Below are 25,209 nucleotides of genomic sequence, written 5' to 3' on the forward strand. Positions count from 1 at the left end.
CACCTTGAGCAGCACGACCACGCACGTCACCGGTCAGCAGCACGTCTGGTCGGTGGCGGAGCACCTGGAGGACATCCTCGCCACGGTCCGCCCGCTGGAGCCCATCGAGCTCCAGCTCCTCGACGCACAGGGCTGCGTCCTCGTCGAGGACGTCTCGGTGCCACTCTCGCTGCCCCCCTTCGACAACAGCTCGATGGACGGGTACGCGGTCAGGGCCGCCGATGTGGCGGGCGCGAGCGAGGACTTCCCCGCGGTGCTCACGGTCGTGGGGGACGTCGCCGCCGGCCAGGCCGGGCTGCTCCGCGTCGGGCCCGGCCAGGCCGCCCGCATCATGACCGGCGCCCCGCTCCCGCCCGGCGCCGAGGCCGTCGTCCCCGTCGAGTGGACCGACGGCGGCCTGGGCGAGGGCCCGGTCTCCGGGATGCGCGCCCACAGCGCCGCCCCCGAGGGCGCATCCGGCGAGGTCCGTGTGCACCGCCCCGCCGAAGCACGCGCGCACGTGCGCGCCAAGGGCAGCGACGTGAAGACGGGCGACCGCGCCCTGGAGGCCGGCACGGTCCTCGGCCCGCCGCAGATCGCCCTCCTCGCCGCGATCGGCCGCGGCACCGTACGCGTGCGCCCGCGCCCGCGCGTCGTCGTCATGTCCACCGGCAGCGAACTCGTCCAGCCGGGCGAGGAGTTGGCCGAGGGCCAGATCTTCGACTCCAACAGCTTCGCCCTCACCGCCGCCGCCCGCGACGCCGGAGCGATCGCCTACCGCGTCGGAGCGGTCGCCGACGACGCGGAGACGCTGCGCTCCACCATCGAGGACCAGCTGATCCGCGCCGACCTCATCGTCACCACGGGCGGAGTCAGCGTCGGAGCGTACGACGTCGTGAAGGAGGCGCTGACCTCCGTCGGCGACTCCGAGGACGAGACCGGCATCGGAGCCGGCAGCGGCGTCGAGTTCCGCAAGCTCGCCATGCAGCCGGGCAAGCCCCAGGGCTTCGGCACCATCGGCCCCGAGCACACCCCGCTGCTCGCCCTGCCGGGCAACCCCGTCTCCTCATACGTCTCCTTCGAGCTGTTCGTACGCCCCGCGGTGCGCACCCTCATGGGCCTGCCCGCCGCGGACGTCCACCGGCCGTCGGCCCGGGCGGTCCTGAAGTCGGCCAAGGCGCTCAGTTCGCCCGCGGGACGACGCCAGTTCCTGCGGGGGACGTACGACGCCGAGGCCGGGACCGTCACCCCGGTAGGGGGCGCCGGATCCCACCTCGTCGCCGCGCTCGCCCACGCGGACGCGCTGATCGTCCTGCCCGAGAAGACCACGTCGGCCGAGCCCGGAGCGGAAGTGGACGTGGTCCTCCTCGGCTGAGCGCCCCGTCCGCGCGATACCGTGTCGCGCACAACAGGCCGCGCGCCGCACCGCGCGGCCCACGGACCGGGAGCGCCAGAGCAGCATGAGCAGTTCGCAGGACCGACTGACGCACATCGACGAGGCGGGCGCGGCCCGCATGGTCGACGTGTCCGCGAAGGACGTGACCGCGCGCACCGCCCGTGCCAGCGGCCGTGTCCTCGTATCGCCCCGCGTGGTGGAGCTGCTGCGCGGTGAGGGAGTGCCCAAGGGCGACGCCCTCGCCACGGCGCGCATCGCCGGAATCATGGGTGCCAAGCGCACCCCCGACCTCATCCCGCTCTGCCACCCGCTGTCGGTGTCCGGAGTGAAACTGGACCTGTCCGTCGCCGACGACGCGGTCGAGATCCTCGCCACGGTGAAGACCACCGACCGCACCGGCGTCGAGATGGAGGCCCTGACGGCCGTCTCGGTGGCCGCGCTCACGGTGATCGACATGGTGAAGGCCGTGGACAAGGGCGCCGTCATCACGGACGTGCGCGTCGAGGAGAAGACGGGCGGCAAGTCGGGCCACTGGACCCGCCCGGAGGCCGGGGAATGAGCCCCTACCGAGCCCTGGTCGTCACCGCCTCCAACCGCGCCGCCGCCGGGGTCTACGCCGACACGGGCGGCCCCCGGATCGCGAAGGGCCTCGAAGCCATGGGCTTCCAGGTCGACGGGCCGCGGGTCGTGCCGGACGGGGACCCGGTGGCCGAGGCGCTGCGGGCCGGTGTCGACGCCGGGTACGACGTCATCCTCACCACCGGCGGCACCGGCATCTCGCCCACCGACCGGACCCCCGAGGCCACCCGCAGCGTGCTCGACCACGAGGTGCCCGGCATCCCCGAGGCCATCCGCGCGTTCGGACGCGAGAAGGTGCCCACGGCCGCGCTCTCCCGGGGCCTCGCCGGCGTCGCGGGACGCACCCTGATCGTGAACCTGCCCGGGTCGTCCGGCGGCGTCAAGGACGGCCTCGCCGTGCTCGGCCCCCTGCTGACTCACGCCGTCGACCAGCTGCGCGGCGGCGACCACCCCAGACCTGACGGCGGTGCGAGCTGAACAGCCCATCCTGGCCGGTCGAGCTGACGGACGGTGACGTCTGCCTGCGCCCGATAAAACTGCGCGACCAACGGGCCTGGCGCGAGGTCAACCGCCGCAACCGCGACTGGCTGCGCCCCTGGGAAGCGACCATCCCGCCGCCCACGCCCAGCGGCCCCGTCGCCCACCGTCCGACCTACCGTCAGATGGTCCGCCATCTGCGCGCCGAGGCGAGCGCGGGGCGCATGCTGCCCTTCGTCATCGAGTACCAGGGGCGCCTGGTCGGGCAGTTGACGGTGGCGGGGATCACCTGGGGCTCGATGTGTTCGGGGCATGTCGGCTACTGGGTCGACGAGTCGGTGGCCGGGCGCGGCGTGATGCCGACGGCGGTGGCGCTCGCGGTCGACCACTGCTTCCGCACGGTGGGCCTGCACCGCATCGAGGTCTGTATTCGCCCGGAGAACGTGCCGAGCCGCCGGGTCGTCGAAAAACTCGGATTCCGCGAGGAAGGGCTGCGACCCCGCTATCTCCACATCGACGGCGGGTGGCGCGACCATCTCGTCTTCGCGCTCACCGCGGAGGAGGTCCCGGAAGGCCTCCTGAGCCGCTGGCGTCGCAAGCGTGGTGGCAACGCCGCTGGTCCGGGTGGTCCGAACACCGCGGGGCAGCCCGGCACATCGCCAAAATGAAATAAGTGTTCGAAATTGATCGGGGATCGTCCGCCGCAGGCATTAAATTCGCTCGACGGGCGGCGCGTTGATGCCTCAGTCGGAAAAAAAGCTCGAAATATCAGCCAGATCGTGCGACACACCGGCGCAATTGGCGGATGCCCCCATGCAAACCCCTCTACCGTGTGAGGCGTGAGCAGCAGCGGCCTCATCTACGCAGTCATCGTCGGGGCCTGGGCCGCCTACTTGGTGCCGATGTGGCTCCGTAGGCAGGACGAGCTGAACGAGGCCCGTCCGACGGAACGCTTCAGCACCGCCATCCGGCTGCTGTCCGGACGGGCGGGCATGGAGCGCCGATACGCCAAGGACCTGCAGACGCGCTCGCCCGAAGGGGAGGAGCAGCGCAGCGACCCGGACGACGTCACCGACTCGGTGGACGTCCGGGCCTTCGCCGCGCCTCCGGTCCGCGGGGAGCGCAGGAACGAGAACCGGGACGCCCGACACGAGCGGCACCCCGGATCCGAACCCCGCCCCGAGTCCCGGCCCCAGCCCAGGACCTCGCCCGCCCGGCAGGCACCCGACCGCCAGGTCTCCGCCCGGGCTCCCCACGACCAGCAGGCGCACGACCGGCCGAACCACGACCGGCCCGCCAACGACCCGCACACGAACGGCAGGTCGGCAACCGGACGCCCGGGCCCCGACCGGCAGTCGTCGGACCGCCAGTCGTCGGACCGCCAGCCGTCCGACCGCCAGCCGTCCGACCGGTCCGCGTCCGACCGGTCCACGGCCGAGCGGCAGGCCGCCTCGGCGGACGCCGCCGCCCGTGCCCGCCGCTCCAAGGTGCTCGCGCGCAGGCGCCGTACGACCGTCATGCTCTTCCTCGCCTTCACGGCCGGCGCGGTCGTCGCCGCCGTCGGCGGGCTCGCGTTCCTGTGGGCACCCGCCGTGCCCGCGGTGCTGCTCAGCTCGTACATCTTCTATCTGCGGGCCCAGGAGCGGCGGCGCTTCGCGTACACGATGGACCGGCGCCAGGCCGAGGTCGCGGCGCAGCGGCTGCGCGAACGGCAGCCTCGCAGGCGCCAGCCCGCCGCGGGCCGGGCCGCCGCGGAGGAGGCCGAAGAGGGGCCTGCGCCAGAGGTGGAGACCGACCCCGGTCTCGAGGCGCTCGCGGCCGACCGGCGCGCGCTCGTCGAGCAGACCGACCACGCCGAGTGGGTCGACCAGCAGCGCGAGCGGCAGCGCGGCCCCGGCCGCGGCGACAGCTGGGACCCGGTCCCGGTGCCCCTGCCGACCTATGTGACCGCCCCGGTCGCCCCGCGTGCCACGGGCAGCGTCGACCTCGGCGACCCCGACGCGTGGAGCTCGGCCCGCTCCAGCACGGCGGGCGCGGCGCAGCAGGAGCCGGACGGGCGTACCGGCGAGGAGCCGGCGGCGGTGTCCGAGGAGTGCGACGGCGCGGACGAGATCGGGGACGAGCGCTGTGACGCGCGCCGGGCCGCCTCCGCGCGCCGCTCGCGCGAGCGGGGCCGCACCCCGCTCTTCGATCAGTACGACGACGGCGGCCGCCCCCGCGCGGCCAACGAGTGAGACCCGTCCGGGGCCACCGTGGCTGACCAGCCAGGAACGGATTTCCGAGCACCCCGATCGGGATGCTAGAGTTTCACTCGTTGCAAGGGCCTGTGGCGCAGTCTGGTAGCGCACCTCGTTCGCATCGAGGGGGTCTGGGGTTCAAATCCCCACAGGTCCACCGCAATTAAGAGCCCCACCGGATTCGTCCGGTGGGGCTCTTGCCTTGCCTGCTCGCTTCCTCCCCCGTGGCGCCCTTTCCGCGATGTTGCGCGCGTCACAGCGCCTTGGCGAAGCAGCGGCTCAGTTCCTCGAAGCGGTAGTGGCCGAACTTGCTGCAGGGCGTGTAGCCGCTCGACGCGTAGAGAGCGATGGCCTCCGGCTGCTTGAGGCCGGTCTCCAGGACCATGCGGGAACGGCCGGCGGCGCGGGCGTCGTCCTCCAGGGCCGCCAGTATGCGCCGGGCCAGACCCAGCCCCCGGGCCTCAGGTGTGACGTACATCCTCTTCAGCTCGGCGTCGCCGTCCGAATATCCCTCGTCGTTCTGCTCCTGGGTCCGCCAGCCGCCGGTGGCGAGCGGGGTGCCCCCGTCGTCGTACGCGATGAGGTAGAGGCCGCGTGGGGCGTCGAACATCGTCGGGTCGAGCGGGGTGACGTCGCCGTCGTCGCCGTAGCGCTCGGCGTATTCGAGCTGGACGCGGTCGTTCAGCTTGATCGCGTCGGGGTGTCCGAAGGAGACGCGCTGGAGGGTGGGCGCCATGGGCTGAATAGTCATGCTTAGTATCGTATCTCTATGCTGGCGAATGCGGCTGTCCGTTCAAGTGTGCCGGTATGGTGCCCCGGTGCTGACTGTGACGAGTGCCAACGTGAACGGGCTTCGAGCCGCCGCCAAGAAGGGCTTCGTGGAGTGGCTGGCCGGGACCTCCGCGGATGTCCTGTGCCTCCAGGAGGTGCGGGCGGAGCCGCAGCAGCTGCCCGACGAGGTGCGCGAGCCCGAGGGGTGGCACGTCGTGCACGCCCCCGCCGGCGCGAAGGGGCGGGCCGGTGTGTCGCTCTACACGCGCCGTGAGCCGGACCGCGTACAGATCGGCTTCGGGTCCGAGGAGTTCGACGGGAGCGGGCGGTACGTGGAGGTGGACCTCCCCGGTGTCGTCGTCGCCAGCCTCTATCTGCCCTCCGGCGAGGTCGGGACCGAGCGTCAGGACGAGAAGATCCGCTTCATGGGCGAGTTCCTGGCCTATCTGAAGGGCCTGCGGGAGCGGGCCGCCGCCGAGGGCCGTGAGGTGCTCGTGTGCGGCGACTGGAACATCGCCCACCACGAGGCCGACCTCAAGAACTGGAAGTCCAACAAGAAGAACTCCGGGTTCCTCCCCGAGGAGCGCGACTGGCTCGGACAGGTCCTCGACGCGACCGACGGCGGCTACGTCGACGTGGTGCGCTCCCTGCACCCCGACGAGGAGGGGCCGTACTCGTGGTGGTCGTATCGGGGGCGGGCCTTCGACAACGATGCTGGGTGGAGGATCGACTACCACGTGTCGACGCCCGGGCTCGCCGGTCGTGCGGTCAAGGGGTTCGTCGAGCGGGCCGCCACGCATGACGAGCGGTGGTCGGACCACGCGCCGGTGACCGTCGTCTACGAGTAGGCCCTCGAGGCGCGAGCAGTCCCCTGGGGTACGAGTAGGCCCTCGGGGTGCGAGTGGTCCCGCGTCACAAAGTCCGGTAGGAGCCTGTCCCCGCGTCCGAGTGGCATGGCAGATTCGGCGCGTGCATGGCAAGTCGTCCGAGTGGTCAACTGGCAATCGTGCGGGGGGACTTCATGTCCGTGCTTCCTTCCAGACGTCGTGTACTGCTCGGGGCTGCCGGGGCCGGGATTGCGGCTGCGGTGGCGCCGGGGGCGGCTCGCGCGGTGGCCCCGGGGGCGCCCGCGGTCATGGTCACCGAGCAGGCGAGCAAGCGGATCCTCGTGCTCGATCCGGGGCGCACCGTCTGGGATCCGGCGGCCGATCCGTCCTGTCTGCGGTGGCAGTTCTCGCCCGTCGGGGACCCGCGCTACCGGGATCTCGTGCCGGACGAGAGCTGGGTGTACCCCGCCGAGGCGAAGGTCCGGGTGCATCGTGGGCGGACGTATCTGCTGACCACCGCGTCCTTCGGGTTCGCGGCCGTCGTCTCGTATCCGTCGGGGCGGCGGTACTGGGGTGCGACGCTCGGGCCCGGCGACGATCTCTTCAACCCGCACAGCATCGAGATCCTGCCGGACGGGAACGTGGCCGTCGCGTGCAGTACGGGGGCGCTCGTCCGGCTCTACGCCGCCTCGCTCGGCCCGCACGCGCAGCGGTTCGCCGAGGTGACGCTGAAGGGTGCGCACGGGCTGCACTGGGACGCCCGGCGTGAGGTGCTGTGGGCGCTGGGCGATGACGAGTTGGTCGCGTACCGGGTGGGTGGCAGCCGGGTGCGGCCCGCGCTGACGCGGCTGTCGTCGCTGGGGCTGCCGGTCGCCAAGCCGGGGAAGTCGCCCGGCGGGCACGACCTGTTCCCGGTGGCGGGGCGCCCGGGGCGGCTGTGGGTGACCACGAGCGCTTCTGTGTTCCAGTACGACATCGCGGGCGGGGTCTTCGTGCAGGACTTCGCCGGTGCGGCCGAGATCGCGCGGCCCGGCGTGAAGGCGATCGGGGACGATCCGCGGACCGGGCAGGCGCTCAGTACGGTGCCGGAGAGCGGCCTGGGTGAGACGTGGTGGACGACGAGGGTGGCGGTGCACCGGCCGCCGGGCTCGTACACCCTCGTCAACGGCGGGATCTACAAAGCGCGTTGGTGGTCGCCGAGGTAGGCGGAGGGGCCGCTCACTCTCCGGGTTTCCTGGCTAGGGCGCGGTCGAGGGCCAGGGACAGTTCCGCCTCGACCACGCTCTTGGCGAGCGGGCGCAGGCGCTGGAGGTCGTGTTCCGTGGCGTGCGAGAGGACCAGGTCGGTGAAGAGTTCGGCCAGGTCCTCCGCGTGGGCGCGGACGCGTTTGGCGGCCGACAGGACGTCGGCGAGCGGGACGCCCTCGCGGACCAGGGCGGCCGAGACGTCGAGCAGGCGCCGGCTGACGTGGACGATCTCCTCGCCGTCGATGCCGACGTAGCCGAGGTCCATCGCGGCTTCGAGGTTCTCCGGGGTGACCTGGCCCGCGAAGTAGTCGGCCAGTTCCTCGGGGGTGAGGCGGACGGGGGTCTCCTCGGACGGTTCGACGAGGCCGAGGAGTTCGCCGACGTCGCGGCCGCGGTCGAAGGCCTCGGAGAGTTCGGCGATGCCGCTGAGGGTGTGGCCGCGTTCCAGGAGTGCGGCGATGGTGCGCAGGCGGGCCAGGTGGCTCTCGTCGTACCAGGCGATGCGGCCCTCGCGGCGCGGGGGCGGGATGAGCTTGCGTTCGCGGTAGAAGCGCAGGGTGCGCACGGTGATGCCGGCCTCCCGCGCGAGCTCCTCCATGCGGAACTCCCGGGTGCCGGTGCCTTTCGCCGCCTCTTTCGCCGCTTCTTCCACGGATGCTTTCGCCGCTTCCTTCGCCACGTGAGAACCCTATGTTGTACCGCCGGTAACTTTCGTGGGCCCGACCCCTACCCATCAGTACGCAGCTGCTCTACTCTCCCCATTGTGCCAGTGTTCACTGGCAGGGTCGTGCGGCTAGGGAGGCGCCGGGATGACTGAGCACGAGCATGAGCACGTACGGGTGGCGGTGATCGGGTCCGGGTTCGGCGGCCTCGGGGCCGCGGTCCGGCTGCGGCGCGAAGGCGTGACCGACTTCGTGGTCCTGGAGCGGGCCGGCGCCGTGGGCGGCACCTGGCGCGACAACAGCTACCCGGGATGCGCGTGCGACGTGCCCTCCCACCTGTACTCCTTCTCCTTCGCTCCCAACGCGGACTGGCCACGCACCTTCTCCGGCCAGGAGCACATCCGGGAATACCTGGAGCGCGTCGCCGACACCTTCCGGCTGCGCCCGCACATCCGCTTCGACCACGAGGTGAAGCAGGCGCGCTGGGACACCGAGAAGCTGTGGTGGGAGGTCGAGACGTCGCAGGGCACGCTCACCGCCGACGTCGTCATCTCGGCGACCGGCCCGCTGTCCGACCCGAAGATGCCGGACATCAAGGGCCTCGACGCCTTCCCCGGCAAGGTCTTCCACTCCGCGCGCTGGGACCACGACTACGACCTGCGCGGCAAGCGCGTCGCCGTGATCGGCACCGGCGCCTCCGCCATCCAGATCGTGCCGGCCATCCAGCGCGACGTGGCGCAGCTGACCCTCTTCCAGCGCACCCCGCCGTGGGTCATGCCGCGCGCCGACCGTGCCATCACCGGCGCCGAGCGCTGGCTGCACCGTCAGCTGCCGTTCACCACGCAGGCCCGCCGCGGTCTGCTGTGGGGCATCCGCGAGCTCCAGGTGCAGGCGTTCACGAAGCGGCCCAACGAGCTGGACCTGGTCGAGCAGCTCGCCAAGCGCAACATCCACCGGTCGATCAAGGACCCGGCCCTGCGCGCCAAGCTCACCCCGGACTACCGCATCGGCTGCAAGCGGATCCTGCTGTCCAACGCCTACTACCCGGCGCTCGCGCAGCCGAATGTCGACGTCGTGGCCTCCGGGCTCAGCGAGATCCGCGGCTCCACGCTGGTCGCCACCGACGGGAGCGAGGTCGAGGTCGACGCGATCGTCTTCAGCACCGGCTTCCACGTCACGGACATGCCGATCGCCGACCGGGTCGTGGGCGCCGAGGGGCACACGCTCATGGAGTCCTGGAAGGACGGCATGAAGGCGCTGCGCGGCGCGACGGCGGCCGGGTTCCCGAACTTCATGACCGTCATCGGGCCCAACACCGGCCTCGGCAACTCCTCGATGATCCTGATGATCGAGTCCCAGCTGAACTATCTGGCCGACTACGTACGCCAGTTGGACGTCCTCGGCGGTCGCGTCGCCCTCGACCCGCGCGCCTCCGCGGTGAACGCGTGGAACCGCCGTGTGCAGGACCGGATGGAGCGCACGGTGTGGAGCTCCGGCGGCTGCAGCAGCTGGTACCTCGACGAGAGCGGCGTGAACACCACGCTGTGGCCGGGCACGACGACGGAGTTCCGGTCCGCCACGCGCCGGGTCGACCTCGGCGAGTACGAGGTGGTCAGGGCGCCGGCGGCGAAACCGGCCGCGGCACCCGCGGCACGTACGAAGAAGGGTCGGGGCGGCAAGGTGGAGGCGGGAGCGGCATGAGCCGGTTGATGCATGTGGTGAGCGGTCCCTACGCGCCGCCCGCGGCCGCGCGTGAGCTGACGGCGGTGTCCGCCGACGGCGCCCGGCTGCACGTCGAGGTGCACGGAACCGTCGACAATGCCGCGGCGCCCACCGTGGTGCTCGCCCACGGGTGGACGTGCTCGACGGCGTTCTGGGCCGCGCAGATACGGTCCCTTGCCGCTGACCACCGGGTCGTCGCGTACGACCAACGCGGCCACGGTCGCAGCCCCGCGGCGCAGGCCCCGTACTCGACGGAGATGCTCGCCGACGATCTGGAGGCCGTGCTCGGCGCGACGCTCGCGCCGGGTGAGAAGGCCGTGCTCGTCGGGCACTCCATGGGCGGCATGACGATGATGGCCGCGTCGCGGCGGCCTAAGTTCCGTGAGCACGCGGCCGCGGTCCTGCTGTGCAGCACGGGCAGTTCGCACCTGGTGGCCGAGTCGACCGTGCTGCCGCTGCGGCCCGGGCGGCTGCGGACCCGGATCACGACGGCCGTGCTCGGCGCGCGGGCCCCGCTCGGACCGGTCACACCGCTCGGCAAGAAGGTCCTGCGCTACGCGACCATGGGCGCGGGGTCGTCGCCGGACAAGGTCGAGGCCTGCGCGCGGATCGTGCACGCCTGCCCGACCAAGGTGCGCCACCACTGGTCGCACGTCCTCGCCGAACTCGAACTCGACGAGGGCGTGGCCGAGTTGCGGGTGCCCACGGCGGTCATCGCCGGTACGGCCGACCGGCTCACGCCCGTCGTGCACGCGCGGCGCCTGGCTGCGACGCTGCCGGAGTGCGTGGGGCTCACCGAACTCACCGGGCTCGGGCACATGACGCCCGTCGAAGCGCCCGACCTGGTCACCGAGCGCATCCGCGAACTGGCCGGGTACGTCACGAACGACGAGACGAACGACGAGCTGAAGGGAGCGGCGTCCGCATGAGCAGGGTCAGTCTCGAAGGACAGGTAGCGGTCGTCACGGGTGCCGCGCGCGGCGTGGGGGAGCTGCTCGCGCGCAAGCTGGCGGCACGGGGCGCAAAGATCGCGCTGGTCGGTCTGGAGCCGGACGAGCTGAAGGCGGTGTCGGAACGCCTCGACACGGACAGCGACTTCTGGCACGCCGACGTCACCGACCATGTGGCGATGGCGCAGGTCGCCGCGGAGGTCAAGCAGCGCTTCGGCAAGGTCGACATCGTCGTCGCGAACGCGGGTGTCGCCAATGGCGGCCCGTTCCTCGACTCCGACCCGGTCGCCTGGCGCCGCGTCATCGAGGTCAACCTGATCGGATCGGCGGTCACGGCGCGGGCGTTCCTGCCGGTGCTCATGGAGAGCCGCGGGTATCTGCTCCAGATCGCGTCGCTCGCCGCGATCACGCCGGCGCCCATGATGACCGCGTACTGCGCGTCGAAGTCGGGCGTCGAGGCGTACGCGCACAGCCTGCGCGCCGAGGTCGGCTACAAGGGCGTACGGGTCGGCGTCGGGTACCTGTCGTGGACCGACACCGACATGGTGCGGGGCGCCGACCAGGACGACGTGATGCGCGAGCTGAGGCAGCGGCTGCCGTGGCCGTCGAACAAGACGTATCCGCTGGGACCGGCCGTGGACCGGATCGTCGCGGGCATCGAGCGGCGCTCCAGCCATGTGTACGCGCAGTGGTGGCTGCGGGGCATGCAGGGCATCCGCGGTTACCTGCCCGGGGTCATCGGGGCGGTCGGGCAGCGCGAGATGCGGCGGTTCGAGCCGCGCCTGGGCAGTGTCTCGACGGGGCTGGTCGGGGCGGGCGGTGCCGCCGACGAGTCGGTGAGGGGCGGCTGACGGTCCCTCAACTCTCTGACCTGCGGTTTTGGTGGTCGAGCACGGTCCGTCACTGATCGAAATGCGCGCTATCTCCCAGCGTGTAACTCTGGTCGAGGCCCGACCCCCTCACCCAAAAACGGGAGTGAAATCGCATGGGCATGAAGGACCAGTTCCAGGACAAGGCTGAGCAGCTCGCCGACCAGGCCAAGAAGCGGTCCGGTCAAGGCCGGGACCGCCGGGACGAGGCGAGTGAGCGCTCTACGCAGACTCAGGACACCATGCGTGAGCGTGGCTCGCAGTCCGAGGACTCCGAGCGTCGGCGGCAGGAAGCGCAGGACAGGCTCGACCAGGACTACGACGCCTGACGCGTGACGCTTCGCTGAGCCAGTCGTACGAGGGCCACCCGGGACGCCGGGTGGCCCTCGTTCTTTCATGTGCGGATCAGCGTGGCGGCGAGTTTGCCTGCCTGCGTGGTGGGCTTGTGCGGGTCGGTGGTGCGGGTTTGTGCCGGGTCGGCGTGGGGGCTTGTGCGGGTCGGTGGTGCGGGTTTGTGCCGGGTCGGCGTGGGGGCTTGTGCGGGTGGAGTGTTGTGAGCGGGCCTGTCCGGGTCAGCGCGGCGGGAGCTCGGGGCGGGCGTGGTTCGGGGTGTTCGTATAGTCCGGGGGAGTCTTGGCCGGGGAGGCCACCAGGAGGTCCAGGGCCAGATAGACCGCGTCGTCGAGCTGGGCGTGGCGGCCCTCCGCCCAGTCCAGGGGGGTGCGCAGGGCCTCGATGTCCGGTTCGACGCCCTTGTTCTCGACCGACCAGCCGTACTCGGGGAACCAGGCCGCGTTCATCGGGACCGTGATGACCGTCCCGTCGCCGAGTGTGTGGCGGCCCGTCATGCCGACGACGCCGCCCCAGGTGCGCTGGCCCACGACCGGGCCGAGCCCGAGGAGCTTGAACGCCGCGGTGATCATGTCGCCGTCGGACGAGGTCGCCTCGTCGGCCAGGGCGACGACCGGACCGCGCGGGGCGTTCGACGCGTACGAGACGGGCTGGGCGTTGCGCGTCAGGTCCCAGCCGAGGATCTTGCGGGTGAGCTTCTCGACGACCAGCTCGCTGATGTGGCCGCCCGCGTTGCCGCGTACGTCGACGATCAGGGCGGGCCGGGAGACCTCCATGCGTACGTCGCGGTTGAACTGCGCCCAGCCGGAGCCGCCCATGTCGGGGATGTGCAGATAGCCGCACTTGCCGCCGCTCAGCTCCCGTACGACCGCGCGGCGCTTGGCGACCCAGTCCTGGTAGCGCAGCGGGCGCTCGTCGACGAGGGGAACGACCGCGACGCGGCGGGGGCCGCCCTCGCCCTCCGTCGGCCGGAACGTCAGCTCGACCGTCGTGCCGCCCGAGCCCGCGAGCAGCGGATAGGGGCCGGCGACCGGGTCGACCGGGCGGCCGTCGACATGCGTGAGGACGGCGCCCTCGCGGATGCCGCTGCCGGCCAGCGGGGAGCGCGCCTTGGAGTCGGACGAGTCGCCGGGCAGGATGCGGACGAGCTGCCAGCCCTCGTCGCGGTGCACGAAGTTGGCGCCGAGGAGGCCCTGGGCGCGCTGGTAGTGGGGCGGGCCCTCGTTGCGGCGGGCGGCGGAGACGTAGGCGTGCGAGGTGCACAGTTCGCCCAGCACCTCGCGCAGCAGGTCGGCGAACTCGTCCGGGGACGCGACCCGTTCGACGAGCGGCCGGTACTGGGCGAGGACCGCGTCCCAGTCGATGTGGCACATCTTCGGGTCCCAGTAGTAGGCGCGGATGATCCGGCCGGCCTCCTCGTACGCCTGGCGCCACTCGGCGGCCGGGTCGACCTCGTGCAGGATGCGGCGCAGGTCGATCCAGACCGTGGTGTCGCTGTCGCCGGTCTCGGTGGAGGGGACGGCACGCAGCTCGCCCTCGTCGACGACGACGAGGCGGGTGCCGTCGCCGCTGACCGCGAACCAGTCGAGGTGGGTGACGAGTTCGGTCTTCTTGCCCTTGCTGAGGTTGAAGTACTCCAGGGTGGGGCGGCCCGAGGTGTCGGCCGGGTTGACGAACGTCTCGCCGAGCGCGCCGGAGATCGGCCAGCGCAGCCACACGAGGCCGCCGCCCGCGACCGGGTACAGCGCCGAGTATTTGGAGGCGGAGACGGGGAACGGCACGACACGGTTCGCCAGGCCCTCGATCTCCACGCTCGGCGCCCCGTCGGCCCCCGAGTCGTCGGTCGGGTCGAGCCCGCCGGCGGCCGTGCGCCCGTGGGGTGACAGGGCGAACGGGGAGGGCGTCGCCGACGACAGCGGCACCAGATACGGGCGGCAGCCGAGTGGGAAGGACAGGTCGCCGGTGTGCACGTCGTACACCGGGTCGAAGCCGCGCCAGGAGAGGAAGGCGAGATAGCGGCCGTCGCGCGTGAAGACCGGATTCTCGTCCTCGAAGCGGCCATTGGTGACGTCGATGATCGTCCGGTCCTTGATCCGGGCCATCTTGATCTGCCGCAGGGAGCGCCCGATACCCGGGTGGGACCAGGTGAGCCAGGCGCCGTCCGGCGAGAACGCCAGGTCGCGCACGGGTCCGTTGATCGACCGGATCAGTTCGGTGACCTCGCTGCCGGTCCGTTCTGCTTCCCCTTCCGCCCCTTCCTCCTCCTCGTCCTCCTCGATCGTGTCGATGAGGAGGAGACGGCCGTCGTCCGACGCGATGGCGAGGCGTTCGCCGTCCGGGTCGCTGACCATTTCGAGGACCCGCCCGAGCTCCCCGGACGCGAGGCGGCGCGGCTCGCGCTCACCGCTCGCGCGCGGCAGGTACGAGATCTCGACCGCGTCCTCGCCCTCCGCGTCGGTGACGTACGCGACCTGCCCGCCGGAGCCGAGCATCTCGGGCTGCCTGACCCGTACACCCGGGGTGTCGGCGATGGTCCGGGCGGGGCCGTCGCGGTGGGTGAGCCAGTACAGGCTGCCGCGTACGACGACGGCGCTGGCCCGGCCCGTCTCGTCGACGGAGAGCCCGTCGACGTGGTGGGCGGCCGGCACCTGGTAGGGGCGGCGCCCGACGCGCGGGCCACCGAGGCACACGTCCAGCTTGCGCGGCACGGAGCCGGCGGAGAGGTCGTCGATGATCCAGAGGTCGCCGGCGCACTGGTAGACGATCCGGGTCCCGTCGCTGGAGGCGTTGCGGGCGTAGAACGCGTCATGGTCGGAGTGGCGGCGCAGGTCGGAGCCGTCGGGCAGACAGGAGTACACATTGCCGATGCCCTGGTGGTCGGAGAGGAACGCGATGCGTCCCGCCACGAACATCGGTGCCTCCAGATGCCCGTCCAGGTCGGCGACGAGCTGCTCGCCGTGCAGCCACAGGCGGCCCTGGGCGCCGCCCCGGTACCGCTTCCAGGAGGCCGGCTCGTGCGGGGCGGTGCCGGTCAGGAGCAGGGTCTTGCGCTCGCCGTCGAAGTCGGCGACCGCGATGTCGGAGACCGGGCCCCAGGGCAGCCTGCCGCCGGGGGAGCCGTCGACGGGGACGTCGTAGGCCCAGGTGAAGTACGAGAAGGGCTGGCCGTGCGAGGCCACGGCGAGGATGTCGGCCCGCCCGTCCTTGTCGGGCGGTGTCCAGCCGCGGACCTGGGTGTCCGTACTGCCCCAGTAGGTGAGCCGCCGGGCGGGGCCGCCGTCCACGGGCGCGAGATGGATCTCGGGGTCCAGGCTGCGCCAGGTCGTGTACGCGATGTGGCGGCCGTCGGGCGAGAACCGTGGGCTGCTCACCTTGGTCCGGTCGACCGTGACCCGCCAGGCCCGGCCCGGCCGGTCGAGCGGGGCGACCCAGAGGTCGTCCTCGGTCTCGAAGCAGAGCCGGTCCTCGTGCAGATGGGGAAACCGCAGGTACGCGTTGTCGCTCACCTACACATGCTTTTCCGCTCCACGGGCCCCGGCAACTTGTGGGTCGCTCCGTTCCCGCCCTCGGCTTGTGGCGCAGGACACGTACGAAACGGTTTCGTTTCGTTAAGTGCGGTCGTACAGTACTTATGTACGAAACGGTTTCGTACACACCGTCCGGACCGGAACAGGGGTGCCCCATGGCTGAAGCCGCGACGACGCGCCGCAGCCGGATCACGCCCGAGCGCGAGGCCGAGCTGTACGGCGCCGTGCTCGAACTGCTCCGCGAGGTCGGTTACGACGCCCTGACCATGGACGCCGTGGCCGCCCGCACCCGGTCGAGCAAGGCCACGCTCTACCGCCAGTGGGGCAGCAAGGCCGAGCTGGTCGTGAAAGCGCTGCGGCACCAGAAGCCGTCGCGGCTGAGCGAGATCGACACCGGGTCGCTGCGGGGCGACTTCCACGAACTGGTCCTCCGTGAGGACGACTGCGAGATGGCCCGGGGATCCGCGCTGATGCGGGGCCTGGCCATGGCGGTCCACGAGAACCCGGATCTCCTGCGAGCCTTCCGCGAGCTGCTGATCGAGCCCGAGATGGAGGAGCTCCGGCATGTGCTGGGGCGCGCCGTCGACCGGGGCGAGATCCGTGCGGACAACCCGGCACTCGACTACGTCCTCCATATGATCGTCGGCGCCTTCACGGCGCGGACCCTCATCGACGAACAGCCGCCCACCCAGGCCTTCGTCACCTCTTACATCGACGCCGTGGTCCTCCCCGCTCTCGGCGCCTGACCCCTCTCCACTCAAGACCCGTCCCACCCGAGCACCTGACGCGACCGCTCACGTCGTCGGGCCGATCACCCCTGCCCCCATACGACTGACCGGGAGTACGCCCTCGTGGCCACGTTCCTCTACAAACTCGGCAAGCTCGCCTTCCGCAGACGACACTTCGTCGCCCTGATCTGGGTGGCGCTGCTCACCCTCGCGGGGGTGGGCGCCGCCTCCGCGCCGACGGCGGCCTCCAGTTCCTTCTCCATCCCGGGCACGGAGGCCCAGAAGGCCTTCGACCTGCTCGACCAGCGCTTCCCGGGCTCCAGCGCCGACGGTGCCACCGCACGCGTCGTCTTCCAGGCGCCCGACGGCGAGAAGATCACGTCCGCGGCCAACAAGGCCGAGGTCACCAGGACCGTCGCGGAGCTCAAGGACGGTTCGAAGGAGGTCGCAGCGGCGGCCGACCCGTTCGTCGCGAAGACCGTCAGCAAGGACGGCACGATCGCGTACTCCTCGGTCTCCTACAAGGTCTCCTCGATGGAGCTGACGGACGCCGACCGGGACGCGCTCCAGAAAACCGTGGACGAGGCGCGCGACTCCGGGCTGACCGTCGAGGTCGGCGGTGACGCGCTCCAGGCCATGCCGGAGACCGGGGCCACCGAGATCATCGGTGTGGCGATCGCCGCCGTCGTCCTCGTGATCACCTTCGGCTCGCTCGTCGCGGCCGGGCTTCCGCTGCTCACCGCCCTGATCGGCGTCGGCATCGGCGTCTCGTCGATCACCGCGCTGGCCAACGCGCTCGACCTGGGCACCACCACCTCGACGCTGGCCATGATGATCGGCCTCGCGGTCGGCATCGACTACGCGCTGTTCATCGTCTCCCGCTTCCGCGCCGAGCTGGCCGAGGGCCGCGACCGCGAGGAGGCGGCCGGACGGGCCGTCGGCACCGCGGGGTCCGCCGTGGTCTTCGCCGGTCTGACCGTCGTCATCGCACTCGTCGGGCTCGCCGTCGTCAACATCCCGATGCTGACGAAGATGGGCATCGCGGCCGCGGGCACGGTCGCCATCGCCGTCCTCATCGCGCTCACCCTCATCCCGGCGCTGCTCGGCTACGCCGGCAAGCGGGTCCACGGCCGCAAGGCCCGTAAGGTCCTGGCCGCCGAGAACAAGCCCGAGCCGAAGACGAACATGGGCACGCGCTGGGCGCGCTTCGTGCTGCGCCGGCCGGTGGCCGTGCTGCTCACCGCGGTGGTCGGGCTCGGCGTGATGGCCGTGCCGGTGTCCTCGCTGGAGCTGGGCCTGCCCGACGACGGGGTCCAGCCCACGGACACCACGCAGCGCAAGGCGTACGACCTGCTCTCCGAGGGCTTCGGGCCCGGCTTCAACGGTCCGCTGGTGGCGGTCGTCGACGTGAAGCACTCGCAGGACCCGAAGGACGCGGTCGCCCGCGTCTCCAAGGACATCGCGGCGACCGACGGAGTCAAGACGGTCACCCCGCCCGCGTTCAACCAGGCCGGTGACACGGCGACGATCACCGTCGTGCCGTCGTCCAAGCCCAGCTCCACGCAGACCGAGGACGTCGTCCACACGATCCGCGACAAGGGTGCGGACATCAAGGCGGACACCCGCGCCGAGGTCCTCGTCACCGGCACCACCGCCATGAACATCGACGTGTCGCAGAAGCTGAACGACGCGCTCGTGCCGTACCTGGCGCTCGTCGTCGGCCTGGCGTTCCTGCTCCTGATGGTGGTCTTCCGGTCGGTCCTGGTCCCGCTGAAGGCGGCGCTCGGGTTCCTGCTCTCGGTGGTCGCCGCGCTCGGCGCCGTCGTCGCGGTCTACCAGTGGGGCTGGCTCGGCTCGCTGTTCGGCGTGGAGCAGACCGGGCCGATCATGTCGATGATGCCGATCTTCATGGTGGGCGTGGTCTTCGGTCTCGCGATGGACTACGAGGTCTTCCTCGTGACCCGCATGCGGGAGGCGTACGTCCATGGGGAGCGGCCCGCGCAGGCCATCGTCACCGGGTTCCGGCACGGGGCCCGGGTGGTCACGGCGGCGGCCGTCATCATGATCGCCGTGTTCGCGGGCTTCATCGGCTCCAGTGAGCAGATGGTCAAGATGATCGGCTTCGGCCTCGCGATCGCGGTCTTCTTCGACGCGTTCCTGGTGCGCATGACGATCGTGCCGGCCGTGCTCGCGCTGCTCGGCAAGCGGGCGTGGTGGCTGCCGAAGTGGCTCGACCGGATCCTGCCGAACGTGGACGTCGAGGGCGAGGGCCTGAAGACGGCCTCCGGCGGCGACGACCCCGCGCAGGAGGACAGGGAACTGGCCCGCGTGTGACCGGGGCCCGTCCCTGACCGGGAATGCGTAGGGCTCTCAGTGAGCCACCGGGGTGGCGGTCGTGTACGTCCGGCGAAGGAAGCGCACCAGCGCCTTCTTCTCGAACTGCACGACCGCCACCCCTTTCGGCGAGTGGAACTCCATGACGGCCTGGACGCGGCCGCAGGGCCAGATGTGGATGTCGCCCACGGTGGTCGGGGCGCGCAGCCCCTGTTCCAGGAGTTCGCGCGTGAAGTACCAGTCGCCCTCTTCGGGGACGGTGATGTGGACGCGTCCGTCGTAGCTCAGGACTGCGGGGACGGCCGGTGCCTCGTCGGGGGAGTCCGTGACGATGCGCGCGCGTGCGTACTGCTCGACGTCAGACATCGGGAACTCCTCTTCGTCTATTTGTGTGTGCTGTCACCTAATGTCCCATATAAGTCATATGCGCGGCTATGTGCTCAGAGGTGTCTACGGGATTAGTTGTGCCTGCGGCGCTCTTGCAAGCGGTTCGCAACAAGGCACTATCATCGGACGGTCACCAAGCCTGTCGCGTGCCCCGAAGCGGAGCCCTCACTCATGCATGTCCCCGACGGATTCATCAACGCCCCCGTCTCGGCGGCCGCCGGTGTCGTCGCCGCGGGCGCCGTGGCCGTCAGCCTCCGGGGCGCACGGCGCGAACTCGACGAGCGCACGGCCCCGCTCGCGGGCCTCGTCGCCGCGTTCATCTTCGCCGTGCAGATGCTGAACTTCCCCGTCGCGGCAGGCACCAGCGGCCACCTCCTGGGCGGCGCGCTGGCCGCGATACTCGTCGGCCCCTGTACCGGCGTCCTGTGTGTGTCCGTGGTGCTCCTGATGCAGGGCGTGCTCTTCGCCGACGGCGGCCTGACCGCGCTCGGCGTGAACATCACCGACATGGCGATCACCACGACCGTCGTCGCCTACCTCGTCTTCCGCGGCCTGGTGAAGGTGCTGCCCCGCAAGCGCCGCTCCATCACCGTCGCCTCCTTCGTCGCGGCGCTCCTGTCCGTACCGGCCGCGGCCGTCGTCTTCACCCTGATCTACGCGATCGGCGGCACCACCGACGTCTCGATCGGCAAGGTCGCCACCGCCATGGTCGGCGTGCACGTCCTCATCGGCATCGGTGAGGCCGTCATCACCGCGCTGACCGTCGGCGCCGTCGTCGCCGTCCGCCCCGACCTCGTGTACGGCGCCCGCGGCCTGTACCGGCCGCTCAAGCTCCGCGTGGCCGGCGAACTCGTCGACGCCCCGGACGCCGCGCCCGCGCCCGTCGCAGCCCGCGGCTCCCACCGCAAGGTCTGGATCACCGGCCTGGTCACCTCCCTCGTCCTCGCCGGCTTCGTCTCCTTCTACGCCTCCGCCGATCCGGACGGCCTGGAGAAGGTCGCCCACGACAAGGGCATCGACAAGAAGACCGAGAAGCACGCCTCCGACGGCTCCCCGCTCGCCGGGTACGGCGTCAAGGACGTCGGCGACGCGCGGCTCTCCGGAGGCCTGGCCGGTGTGATCGGCGTCGGCGTCACCGTCGTCGCGGGCAGCGGCATCTTCTGGGTGCTGCGCAGGCGCCGCACCGCGGACACCTCCCCGAGCCAGATCACGGAGACCGTCTGACATGGGTGCGGGGCACGCGCACAAGCTCTACCGGCACGGGCACTCGCCCGTGCACGGCCTGCCGCCGCACACCAAGCTCGCCGCCGTCTTCTCCTTCGTGATCGTGGTCGTCTCCACGCCCCGCGAGGCGATGTGGGCGTTCGCCCTGTACGCGGTCCTGCTCGCGGCCGTCGCGTACGCGGCCGGAGTACCGGCCGGCTTCCTCCTCAAGCGGCTCCTCATCGAGATCCCCTTCGTCGCCTTCGCCGTCCTCATGCCGTTCGTGGCGCAGGGCGAGCGCGTCGACGTCCTCGGGATCTCCCTCAGCGTCAACGGTCTGTGGGGCGCCTGGAACGTCCTCGCCAAGGGCACCCTCGGCGTCGCCGCGTCCGTCCTGCTCGCCTCCACGACCGAGCTGCGCGAGCTGCTCCTCGGCCTGCAACGGCTCAAGCTGCCGCCACTCCTCGTGCAGATCGCGTCGTTCATGATCCGCTACGGCGATGTGATCACCGACGAGATGCGCCGTATGAGGATCGCCCGGGAGTCGCGCGGCTTCGAGGCGAGCGGCGTGAGGCACTGGGGCGTCCTCGCCAAGTCCGCGGGCGCCCTCTTCATCCGTTCCTACGAGCGCGGTGAGCGCGTGCATCTGGCCATGGTCAGCCGCGGGTACGCCGGCTCGATGCCCGTCATCGACGACGTGAGCGCGTCCCGCGCGCAGTGGTCCTACGCCCTCACCCTCCCCTGTGCCGCCCTTGTCGTCTGTCTGCTGGGATGGATGCTGTGACTGTTTCCCCCGCTCCGCTCTCCCCCGCCTCGCTCGAGGTCGGTGGCCTCGCCTACGCCTACCCCGACGGGCACCAGGCCCTCTTCGGCGTCGACCTGACCATCGGCCGCGGTGAGCGCGTCGCCCTGCTCGGGCCCAACGGCGCGGGCAAGACGACCCTCGTGCTGCATCTCAACGGCATCCTCACCGGCGGCGCCGGCACCGTGACCGTCGCCGGTCTGCCCGTCGGCAAGCGGCACATGGCCGAGATCCGGCGCAAGGTCGGCATCGTCTTCCAGGACCCCGACGACCAGCTCTTCATGCCGACCGTCCGCGAGGACGTGGCCTTCGGGCCCGCCGCGGCCGGGGTGAAGGGGCCCGAGCTCGAGGCCCGCGTGCACAAGGCCCTGGCCCAGGTCGGCATGGCCGACTTCGCCGACCGGCCGCCGCACCACCTCTCCTTCGGGCAGCGCCGCCGTGTCGCGGTCGCCACCGTCCTCGTCATGGAGCCCGAGATCCTCGTCCTGGACGAGCCGTCGTCGAACCTCGACCCGGCCTCGCGCCGCGAACTCGCCGACATCCTTCGGTCGTTGGACGTCACCGTCCTGATGGTCACGCACGACCTGCCGTACGCGCTCGAACTCTGCCCGCGCTCGGTGATCCTCAGCGAGGGCGTGATCGCGGCCGACGGGACGACCGGTGACCTCCTCGCCGACGAGGACCTCATGCGCGCACACCGCCTGGAGCTCCCCTTCGGCTTCGACCCGAAGTCCGTGAAGGTCTGAGCGGCCGAGGAATCGGCAGCGATCCGTGGCTGTTGCACCCGAGGTGAGTGACATGAACGGCACAGTGGCCACCGGGTTCGAAGCGGTCAGGGAAGCTTTCGCCCACAACTTCGAGGCGCTCGGCGAGCGCGGCGCGGGCGTGGTCGTCCACCGCGACGGGCACAAGGTCGTCGACCTGTGGGCCGGCACCCGCGACGTGAGCGGCGGCGCCCCCTGGGAGCGCGGCACCGCCCAGATCATGCGCTCCGCCACGAAGGGCGTGGCCGCCGCCGCGCTGCTCCTCCTGCACCAGCGAGGAGAGCTCGACCTGGACGCGCCGGTCGGCGCCTACTGGCCCGAGTTCAAGCAGCACGGCAAGGAGGACGTCCGCGTCCGTGACGTCCTCGCGCACCGCGCCGGCGTCCCCGCGCTCGACCGCCCGCTCACCCCGGCCGAGGCCGCCGACCCCGACACCGGAGCCGCGGCCGTCGCCGCCCAGGCCCCCGCCTGGGAACCCGGCACCGACCACGGCTACCACGCGCAGACCTACAGCTGGCTCACCGGCGAGCTCGTGCGCCGCGTCACCGGCCGCACCGTCGGCGCCTGGATCGCCGAGCACATAGCCGCCCCCGTCGGCGCCGACCTCTGGGTCGGGCTGCCCGATGCCGAGGCGCACCGGGCCGGTCTCGTCGGACCCGTCGAACCCCCGGCCGCGCCCGGCGGCCTGCGCACCCGCCCCAAGAGGAACGTCGCCGACGCGTACACCGACCCCGACTCCCTGACCCGCCGCGCCTTCGGCGCCATCCACCCCGCGCCCGACGAGAACGACCCGGCCTACCGCGCGGCAGAGCTGCCCGCCTCGAACGGCGTCGCCACGGCGGAGGGACTCTCCCGCTTCTACGCGTCCCTGATCGGCGAGGTCGACGGCGGCGTCCGCCTGTTCACGCCCGACACGATGGAGGAGGCCCGCACCGAGGCGTCCTCGGGCGCCGACCGGGTCCTCGTCGTCCCGACCCGCTTCGGGCTCGGCTACATGCTCCACGGAGTGGCCTCACCACTCCTCGGCCCCGGGTCCTTCGGCCACCCCGGGCGGGGCGGCGCGCTCGGCTTCGCGGACCCCGAGTCCGGGATCGCCTTCGGGTACGTCACGAACGGCCGGCAGAAGGGCGTCACCGCCGACCCGCGCGCTCAGGCGCTGGTGCGGGCCGTGCGCTCCTCTCTCGCCGGATAGCCCCCGTGTCGCCCGGGCCCGCGCCGGGTAGCGTCGGCGCATGAGGCGCTTCGAGGGGTACGGGGTCATGGTCACGGGCGCGGCACGCGGCATAGGCGCCGCCACCGCGCGCAGGTTCGCCGCCGAGGGGGCGCGGGTCGCCGTCACCGACGTGGATCCGCGGGAAGCAGAGAAGGCGGTCGCCGGGATCCGCGAACAGGGCGGCTCGGCAAGGGCGTTCACCTGCGACGTCGGGTCGCGTGAGTCGGTGGAGGCGGCGGTCGCGGCCACCGTGGAGGAGTTCGGCCGCCTCGACGTGCTCGTCAACAACGCCTACGCGTGCGCCCCGGACGCCGCCCTCTTCGAGGACGAGCCCGACGAGGTGTGGGCCCGCGACCTCGACATCACGCTCACCGGCGCGTACCGCTGCTGCCGCGCGGCGCTGCCGCACCTGGTGGCGTCGGGCCGCGGCGCGATCGTGAGCGTCGGATCCGTCAACGGCCTTCAGGACTACGGCAATCACGCGTACAGCGCCGCGAAGGCGGGGCTCGGCTCGCTGACCCGCACCCTCGCCGGACACGCGGGCCCGCGCGGCGTCCGCGTCAACCTCGTCGCGCCGGGCACGGTGCGCACCCCCGCCTGGTCGGGCCGGGACGCCGCCCTGGACGCCGTCAGCGGCCTCTACCCGCTCGGGCGGGTCGGCGAGCCGGAGGACATCGCGGCGGCCGTGACGTTCCTCGCCTCGTCGGACGCGGCGTGGATCACCGGGGTCACACTCCCGGTCGACGGCGGCCTGACCTCGGCGAACCGGGGATTCCGCGCGCAGCTCCAGTAGCGCCCCCGCTCAGCCGGCGGTGTGCAGCATCAGCCCGATCCCCGCCACCATCAGCCCCGCCGCCACCAACCGCGGCGTACCGAACCGCTCCTTGAAGAACACCGTCCCGATCGCCGCGCCCACGATGATCGACGACTCGCGCAGCGCCGAGATCGGGGCGAGGTCCGCCCGCGTCTGTGCCCACAGGACGAGCCCGTACGCGGACACGGACAGCGCCGCGCCGAGCAGCCCGACCGCCGCGAACGGCCGCAGGCGGGCGGTCAGTTCGCCGCGCCACGTCCAGGCCGCGTACACCGGGACACCGAGGCAGCCGAGCATCATCAGCCACGCGATGTAGCCGAGCGAGTTCCCGGAGGCGCGCACGCCGAGGCCGTCCACCACGGTGTACGCGGCGATGGACACGCCCGTCGCGACAGCCGCGCCCACCGCCGCCCAGTCGGGCCTGCGCCCCGAACCCCGTATGCCCCACAGCGCGAGCCCGGTCAGGCCCGCGCACGAGACCGCGATGCCCGCCGCCTGCCAGCCGTCGGGGACCTCGCCCGCGAACACCGCCGCGAGCACCGTCACCACGAGCGGCGCCGTGCCGCGCGCGATCGGGTACGCCTGGCCGAAGTCGCCGAGCTTGAACGACCGCATGAGCAGGGCGTAGTAGGCGACGTGGAGGAGCGCGGAGAGGATCAGGTACGGCCAGGCCGCTGCGTGCGGGAACGGCACGAACGGCGCGCACACGAGCCCGATCAGCGCGCCGCCGCCCGAGATCAGCGTGAAGCCGACCAGCTTGTCGGTGATGTGGTGGGCGATCGCGTTCCAGCTGGCGTGCGTGACGGCCGCGAGGAGCACGGCCGCCGCGACCACCGGGGTCACTGAGCGCTCTCGCGCACGTCCACGAGGGCCGCTCCGGCGTGTGCGATCAGCGACTTGGGGTCCATGGGGAACACGGCGTACGGGGTGCCGGCGGCGGCCCACACGGTGTCGTGGTCGAGGAGCGAACGGTCGGCGAGGACCCGCGTCCTGGTGACGTGCCCGAAGGGCGGGATGCCGCCGATCGCGTAACCCGTCGCCGCGCGCACGACGTCCGCCTTGGCGCGGGTGACCTTCTCGGCGCCCAGCTCGCGCCGGACCAGCTCCACGTCCACCCGCGACGCGCCGTCCATCAGGACGAGTACCGGCATGTTGTCCGCGGCGAAGATCAGCGACTTGCAGATCTGGCTGAGTTCGCAGCCGATCGCGGCCGCCGCCTCCTGCGCGGTCCTGGTCGCCTCCGGGAAGCGGCGGACGAGCGGGAGTACGCCGGCCAGGCCCAGCTCGGCGAGGGCTTCGGCGAAACGCGGGTGCGCGGCGGTTGCGGTGGATGCGGCAGATGCAGCGGATTCCGAGGTGCTCATGGCCGC

24 protein-coding genes and 1 tRNA gene are annotated in these 25,209 nt (G+C 71.8%); 19 read left to right on the plus strand and 6 right to left on the minus strand.

Annotation, left to right across the window (positions count from 1 at the left end):
- The first annotated feature begins 4 nt into the window (after window positions 1-4).
- From glp to OHO83_RS26245, 6 genes are all read left to right on the plus strand, one after another.
- Window positions 5-1,354: a molybdotransferase-like divisome protein Glp gene (glp, locus tag OHO83_RS26220; protein WP_266671463.1), complete on the plus strand. Its 1,350-nt coding sequence runs from the start codon at window positions 5-7 to the stop codon at window positions 1,352-1,354.
- An 85-nt stretch (window positions 1,355-1,439) separates the two neighbouring features.
- Window positions 1,440-1,934, plus strand: coding sequence for a cyclic pyranopterin monophosphate synthase MoaC (gene moaC / locus OHO83_RS26225; protein ID WP_116512507.1), 495 nt, complete (start codon window positions 1,440-1,442; stop codon window positions 1,932-1,934).
- Complete coding sequence (locus OHO83_RS26230; protein ID WP_266671456.1) at window positions 1,931-2,431, plus strand: MogA/MoaB family molybdenum cofactor biosynthesis protein; 501 nt, start codon at window positions 1,931-1,933, stop codon at window positions 2,429-2,431. Before moaC ends, OHO83_RS26230 begins: the two co-directional genes overlap by 4 nt.
- Complete coding sequence (locus tag OHO83_RS26235; protein ID WP_266676418.1) at window positions 2,428-3,099, plus strand: GNAT family N-acetyltransferase; 672 nt, start codon at window positions 2,428-2,430, stop codon at window positions 3,097-3,099. The genes OHO83_RS26230 and OHO83_RS26235 overlap by 4 nt, the downstream gene beginning before the upstream one ends.
- A 171-nt stretch (window positions 3,100-3,270) precedes the next feature.
- Entirely contained in the window at window positions 3,271-4,665 is a 1,395-nt protein-coding gene (gene sepX, locus OHO83_RS26240) for a divisome protein SepX/GlpR (RefSeq protein ID WP_266671454.1), read from the plus strand.
- 86 nt (window positions 4,666-4,751) lie between these two features.
- Window positions 4,752-4,825 (plus strand) — tRNA-Ala (locus tag OHO83_RS26245).
- A 96-nt stretch (window positions 4,826-4,921) separates the two neighbouring features.
- Here OHO83_RS26245 and OHO83_RS26250 read toward each other — a convergent pair.
- Entirely contained in the window at window positions 4,922-5,419 is a 498-nt protein-coding gene (locus OHO83_RS26250) for a GNAT family N-acetyltransferase (protein ID WP_266671452.1), read from the minus strand.
- A gap of 67 nt (window positions 5,420-5,486) precedes the next feature.
- On the opposite strand from OHO83_RS26250, the gene OHO83_RS26255 reads away from it, so the two are divergent.
- A complete protein-coding gene (locus OHO83_RS26255; protein WP_266671450.1) occupies window positions 5,487-6,287 on the plus strand; it encodes an exodeoxyribonuclease III in 801 nt (266 codons plus the stop codon).
- Between the two features lie 287 nt (window positions 6,288-6,574).
- The gene (locus OHO83_RS26260; protein WP_266671448.1) at window positions 6,575-7,471 is read left to right on the plus strand and encodes a DUF6528 family protein; all 897 of its coding nucleotides are present in this window, start codon (window positions 6,575-6,577) and stop codon (window positions 7,469-7,471) included.
- 13 nt (window positions 7,472-7,484) lie between these two features.
- On the opposite strand, the gene OHO83_RS26265 is transcribed toward OHO83_RS26260, so the two are convergent.
- Window positions 7,485-8,111 carry a MerR family transcriptional regulator gene (locus tag OHO83_RS26265; RefSeq protein ID WP_266676416.1) on the minus strand — a complete coding sequence of 209 codons (627 nt, stop codon included), beginning with the start codon at window positions 8,109-8,111 and terminating at the stop codon, window positions 7,485-7,487.
- Window positions 8,112-8,322: 211 nt separating this feature from the next.
- Here OHO83_RS26265 and OHO83_RS26270 point away from each other — a divergent pair, with 211 nt between their 5' ends.
- The 4 genes from OHO83_RS26270 to OHO83_RS26285 all read left to right on the plus strand — a co-directional run bounded on the left by OHO83_RS26270 (window position 8,323) and on the right by OHO83_RS26285 (window position 12,045).
- Window positions 8,323-9,876 carry a flavin-containing monooxygenase gene (locus OHO83_RS26270; RefSeq protein ID WP_266671446.1) on the plus strand — a complete coding sequence of 518 codons (1,554 nt, stop codon included), beginning with the start codon at window positions 8,323-8,325 and terminating at the stop codon, window positions 9,874-9,876.
- The gene (locus tag OHO83_RS26275; protein WP_266671444.1) at window positions 9,873-10,826 is read left to right on the plus strand and encodes an alpha/beta fold hydrolase; all 954 of its coding nucleotides are present in this window, start codon (window positions 9,873-9,875) and stop codon (window positions 10,824-10,826) included. Before OHO83_RS26270 ends, OHO83_RS26275 begins: the two co-directional genes overlap by 4 nt.
- Complete coding sequence (locus OHO83_RS26280; RefSeq protein WP_266671442.1) at window positions 10,823-11,698, plus strand: SDR family oxidoreductase; 876 nt, start codon at window positions 10,823-10,825, stop codon at window positions 11,696-11,698. Before OHO83_RS26275 ends, OHO83_RS26280 begins: the two co-directional genes overlap by 4 nt.
- Before the next feature lie 134 nt (window positions 11,699-11,832).
- Window positions 11,833-12,045, plus strand: coding sequence for a hypothetical protein (locus tag OHO83_RS26285; RefSeq protein WP_266671440.1), 213 nt, complete (start codon window positions 11,833-11,835; stop codon window positions 12,043-12,045).
- Between the two features lie 243 nt (window positions 12,046-12,288).
- Here the strand turns inward: OHO83_RS26285 and OHO83_RS26290 are convergent, their stop codons facing one another.
- Entirely contained in the window at window positions 12,289-15,573 is a 3,285-nt protein-coding gene (locus OHO83_RS26290) for a S41 family peptidase (protein ID WP_266671438.1), read from the minus strand.
- A gap of 176 nt (window positions 15,574-15,749) precedes the next feature.
- Between OHO83_RS26290 and OHO83_RS26295 the strand changes: the two genes are divergently transcribed.
- Window positions 15,750-16,340, plus strand: coding sequence for a TetR/AcrR family transcriptional regulator (locus OHO83_RS26295; RefSeq protein ID WP_266671436.1), 591 nt, complete (start codon window positions 15,750-15,752; stop codon window positions 16,338-16,340).
- Between the two features lie 105 nt (window positions 16,341-16,445).
- The gene (locus OHO83_RS26300; protein WP_266671434.1) at window positions 16,446-18,656 is read left to right on the plus strand and encodes an MMPL family transporter; all 2,211 of its coding nucleotides are present in this window, start codon (window positions 16,446-16,448) and stop codon (window positions 18,654-18,656) included.
- Between the two features lie 36 nt (window positions 18,657-18,692).
- Here the strand turns inward: OHO83_RS26300 and OHO83_RS26305 are convergent, their stop codons facing one another.
- The gene (locus tag OHO83_RS26305; protein WP_266671432.1) at window positions 18,693-19,022 is read right to left on the minus strand and encodes an SsgA family sporulation/cell division regulator; all 330 of its coding nucleotides are present in this window, start codon (window positions 19,020-19,022) and stop codon (window positions 18,693-18,695) included.
- A gap of 192 nt (window positions 19,023-19,214) precedes the next feature.
- Here OHO83_RS26305 and OHO83_RS26310 point away from each other — a divergent pair, with 192 nt between their 5' ends.
- Genes OHO83_RS26310 through OHO83_RS26330 form a run of 5 tightly spaced genes read left to right on the plus strand, consistent with a single transcriptional unit; the run spans window position 19,215 to window position 23,818 of the window.
- The gene (locus tag OHO83_RS26310) at window positions 19,215-20,267 is read left to right on the plus strand and encodes an energy-coupling factor ABC transporter permease (protein WP_266671430.1); all 1,053 of its coding nucleotides are present in this window, start codon (window positions 19,215-19,217) and stop codon (window positions 20,265-20,267) included.
- A 1-nt stretch (window position 20,268) separates the two neighbouring features.
- A complete protein-coding gene (gene cbiQ, locus OHO83_RS26315) occupies window positions 20,269-21,030 on the plus strand; it encodes a cobalt ECF transporter T component CbiQ (protein ID WP_266671428.1) in 762 nt (253 codons plus the stop codon).
- Window positions 21,018-21,794, plus strand: a complete 777-nt coding sequence (locus tag OHO83_RS26320) for an energy-coupling factor ABC transporter ATP-binding protein (protein ID WP_227295220.1) — start codon at window positions 21,018-21,020, stop codon at window positions 21,792-21,794. Before cbiQ ends, OHO83_RS26320 begins: the two co-directional genes overlap by 13 nt.
- Before the next feature lie 52 nt (window positions 21,795-21,846).
- Window positions 21,847-23,004 carry a serine hydrolase domain-containing protein gene (locus tag OHO83_RS26325; RefSeq protein WP_266671424.1) on the plus strand — a complete coding sequence of 386 codons (1,158 nt, stop codon included), beginning with the start codon at window positions 21,847-21,849 and terminating at the stop codon, window positions 23,002-23,004.
- A gap of 40 nt (window positions 23,005-23,044) precedes the next feature.
- Window positions 23,045-23,818, plus strand: coding sequence for an SDR family NAD(P)-dependent oxidoreductase (locus tag OHO83_RS26330; protein WP_266671422.1), 774 nt, complete (start codon window positions 23,045-23,047; stop codon window positions 23,816-23,818).
- 9 nt (window positions 23,819-23,827) lie between these two features.
- Here OHO83_RS26330 and OHO83_RS26335 read toward each other — a convergent pair whose 3' ends face one another.
- Together OHO83_RS26335 and OHO83_RS26340 are read right to left on the minus strand one after the other, a co-directional pair.
- Window positions 23,828-24,682, minus strand: a complete 855-nt coding sequence (locus tag OHO83_RS26335) for a DMT family transporter (protein ID WP_266671420.1) — start codon at window positions 24,680-24,682, stop codon at window positions 23,828-23,830.
- Window positions 24,679-25,203, minus strand: coding sequence for a YbaK/EbsC family protein (locus OHO83_RS26340; protein ID WP_266671418.1), 525 nt, complete (start codon window positions 25,201-25,203; stop codon window positions 24,679-24,681). The genes OHO83_RS26335 and OHO83_RS26340 overlap by 4 nt, the downstream gene beginning before the upstream one ends.
- Between the last annotated feature and the right edge of the window lie 6 nt (window positions 25,204-25,209).

This window comes from Streptomyces sp. NBC_00569 (assembly GCF_036345255.1).
Lineage (GTDB): Bacteria > Actinomycetota > Actinomycetes > Streptomycetales > Streptomycetaceae > Streptomyces.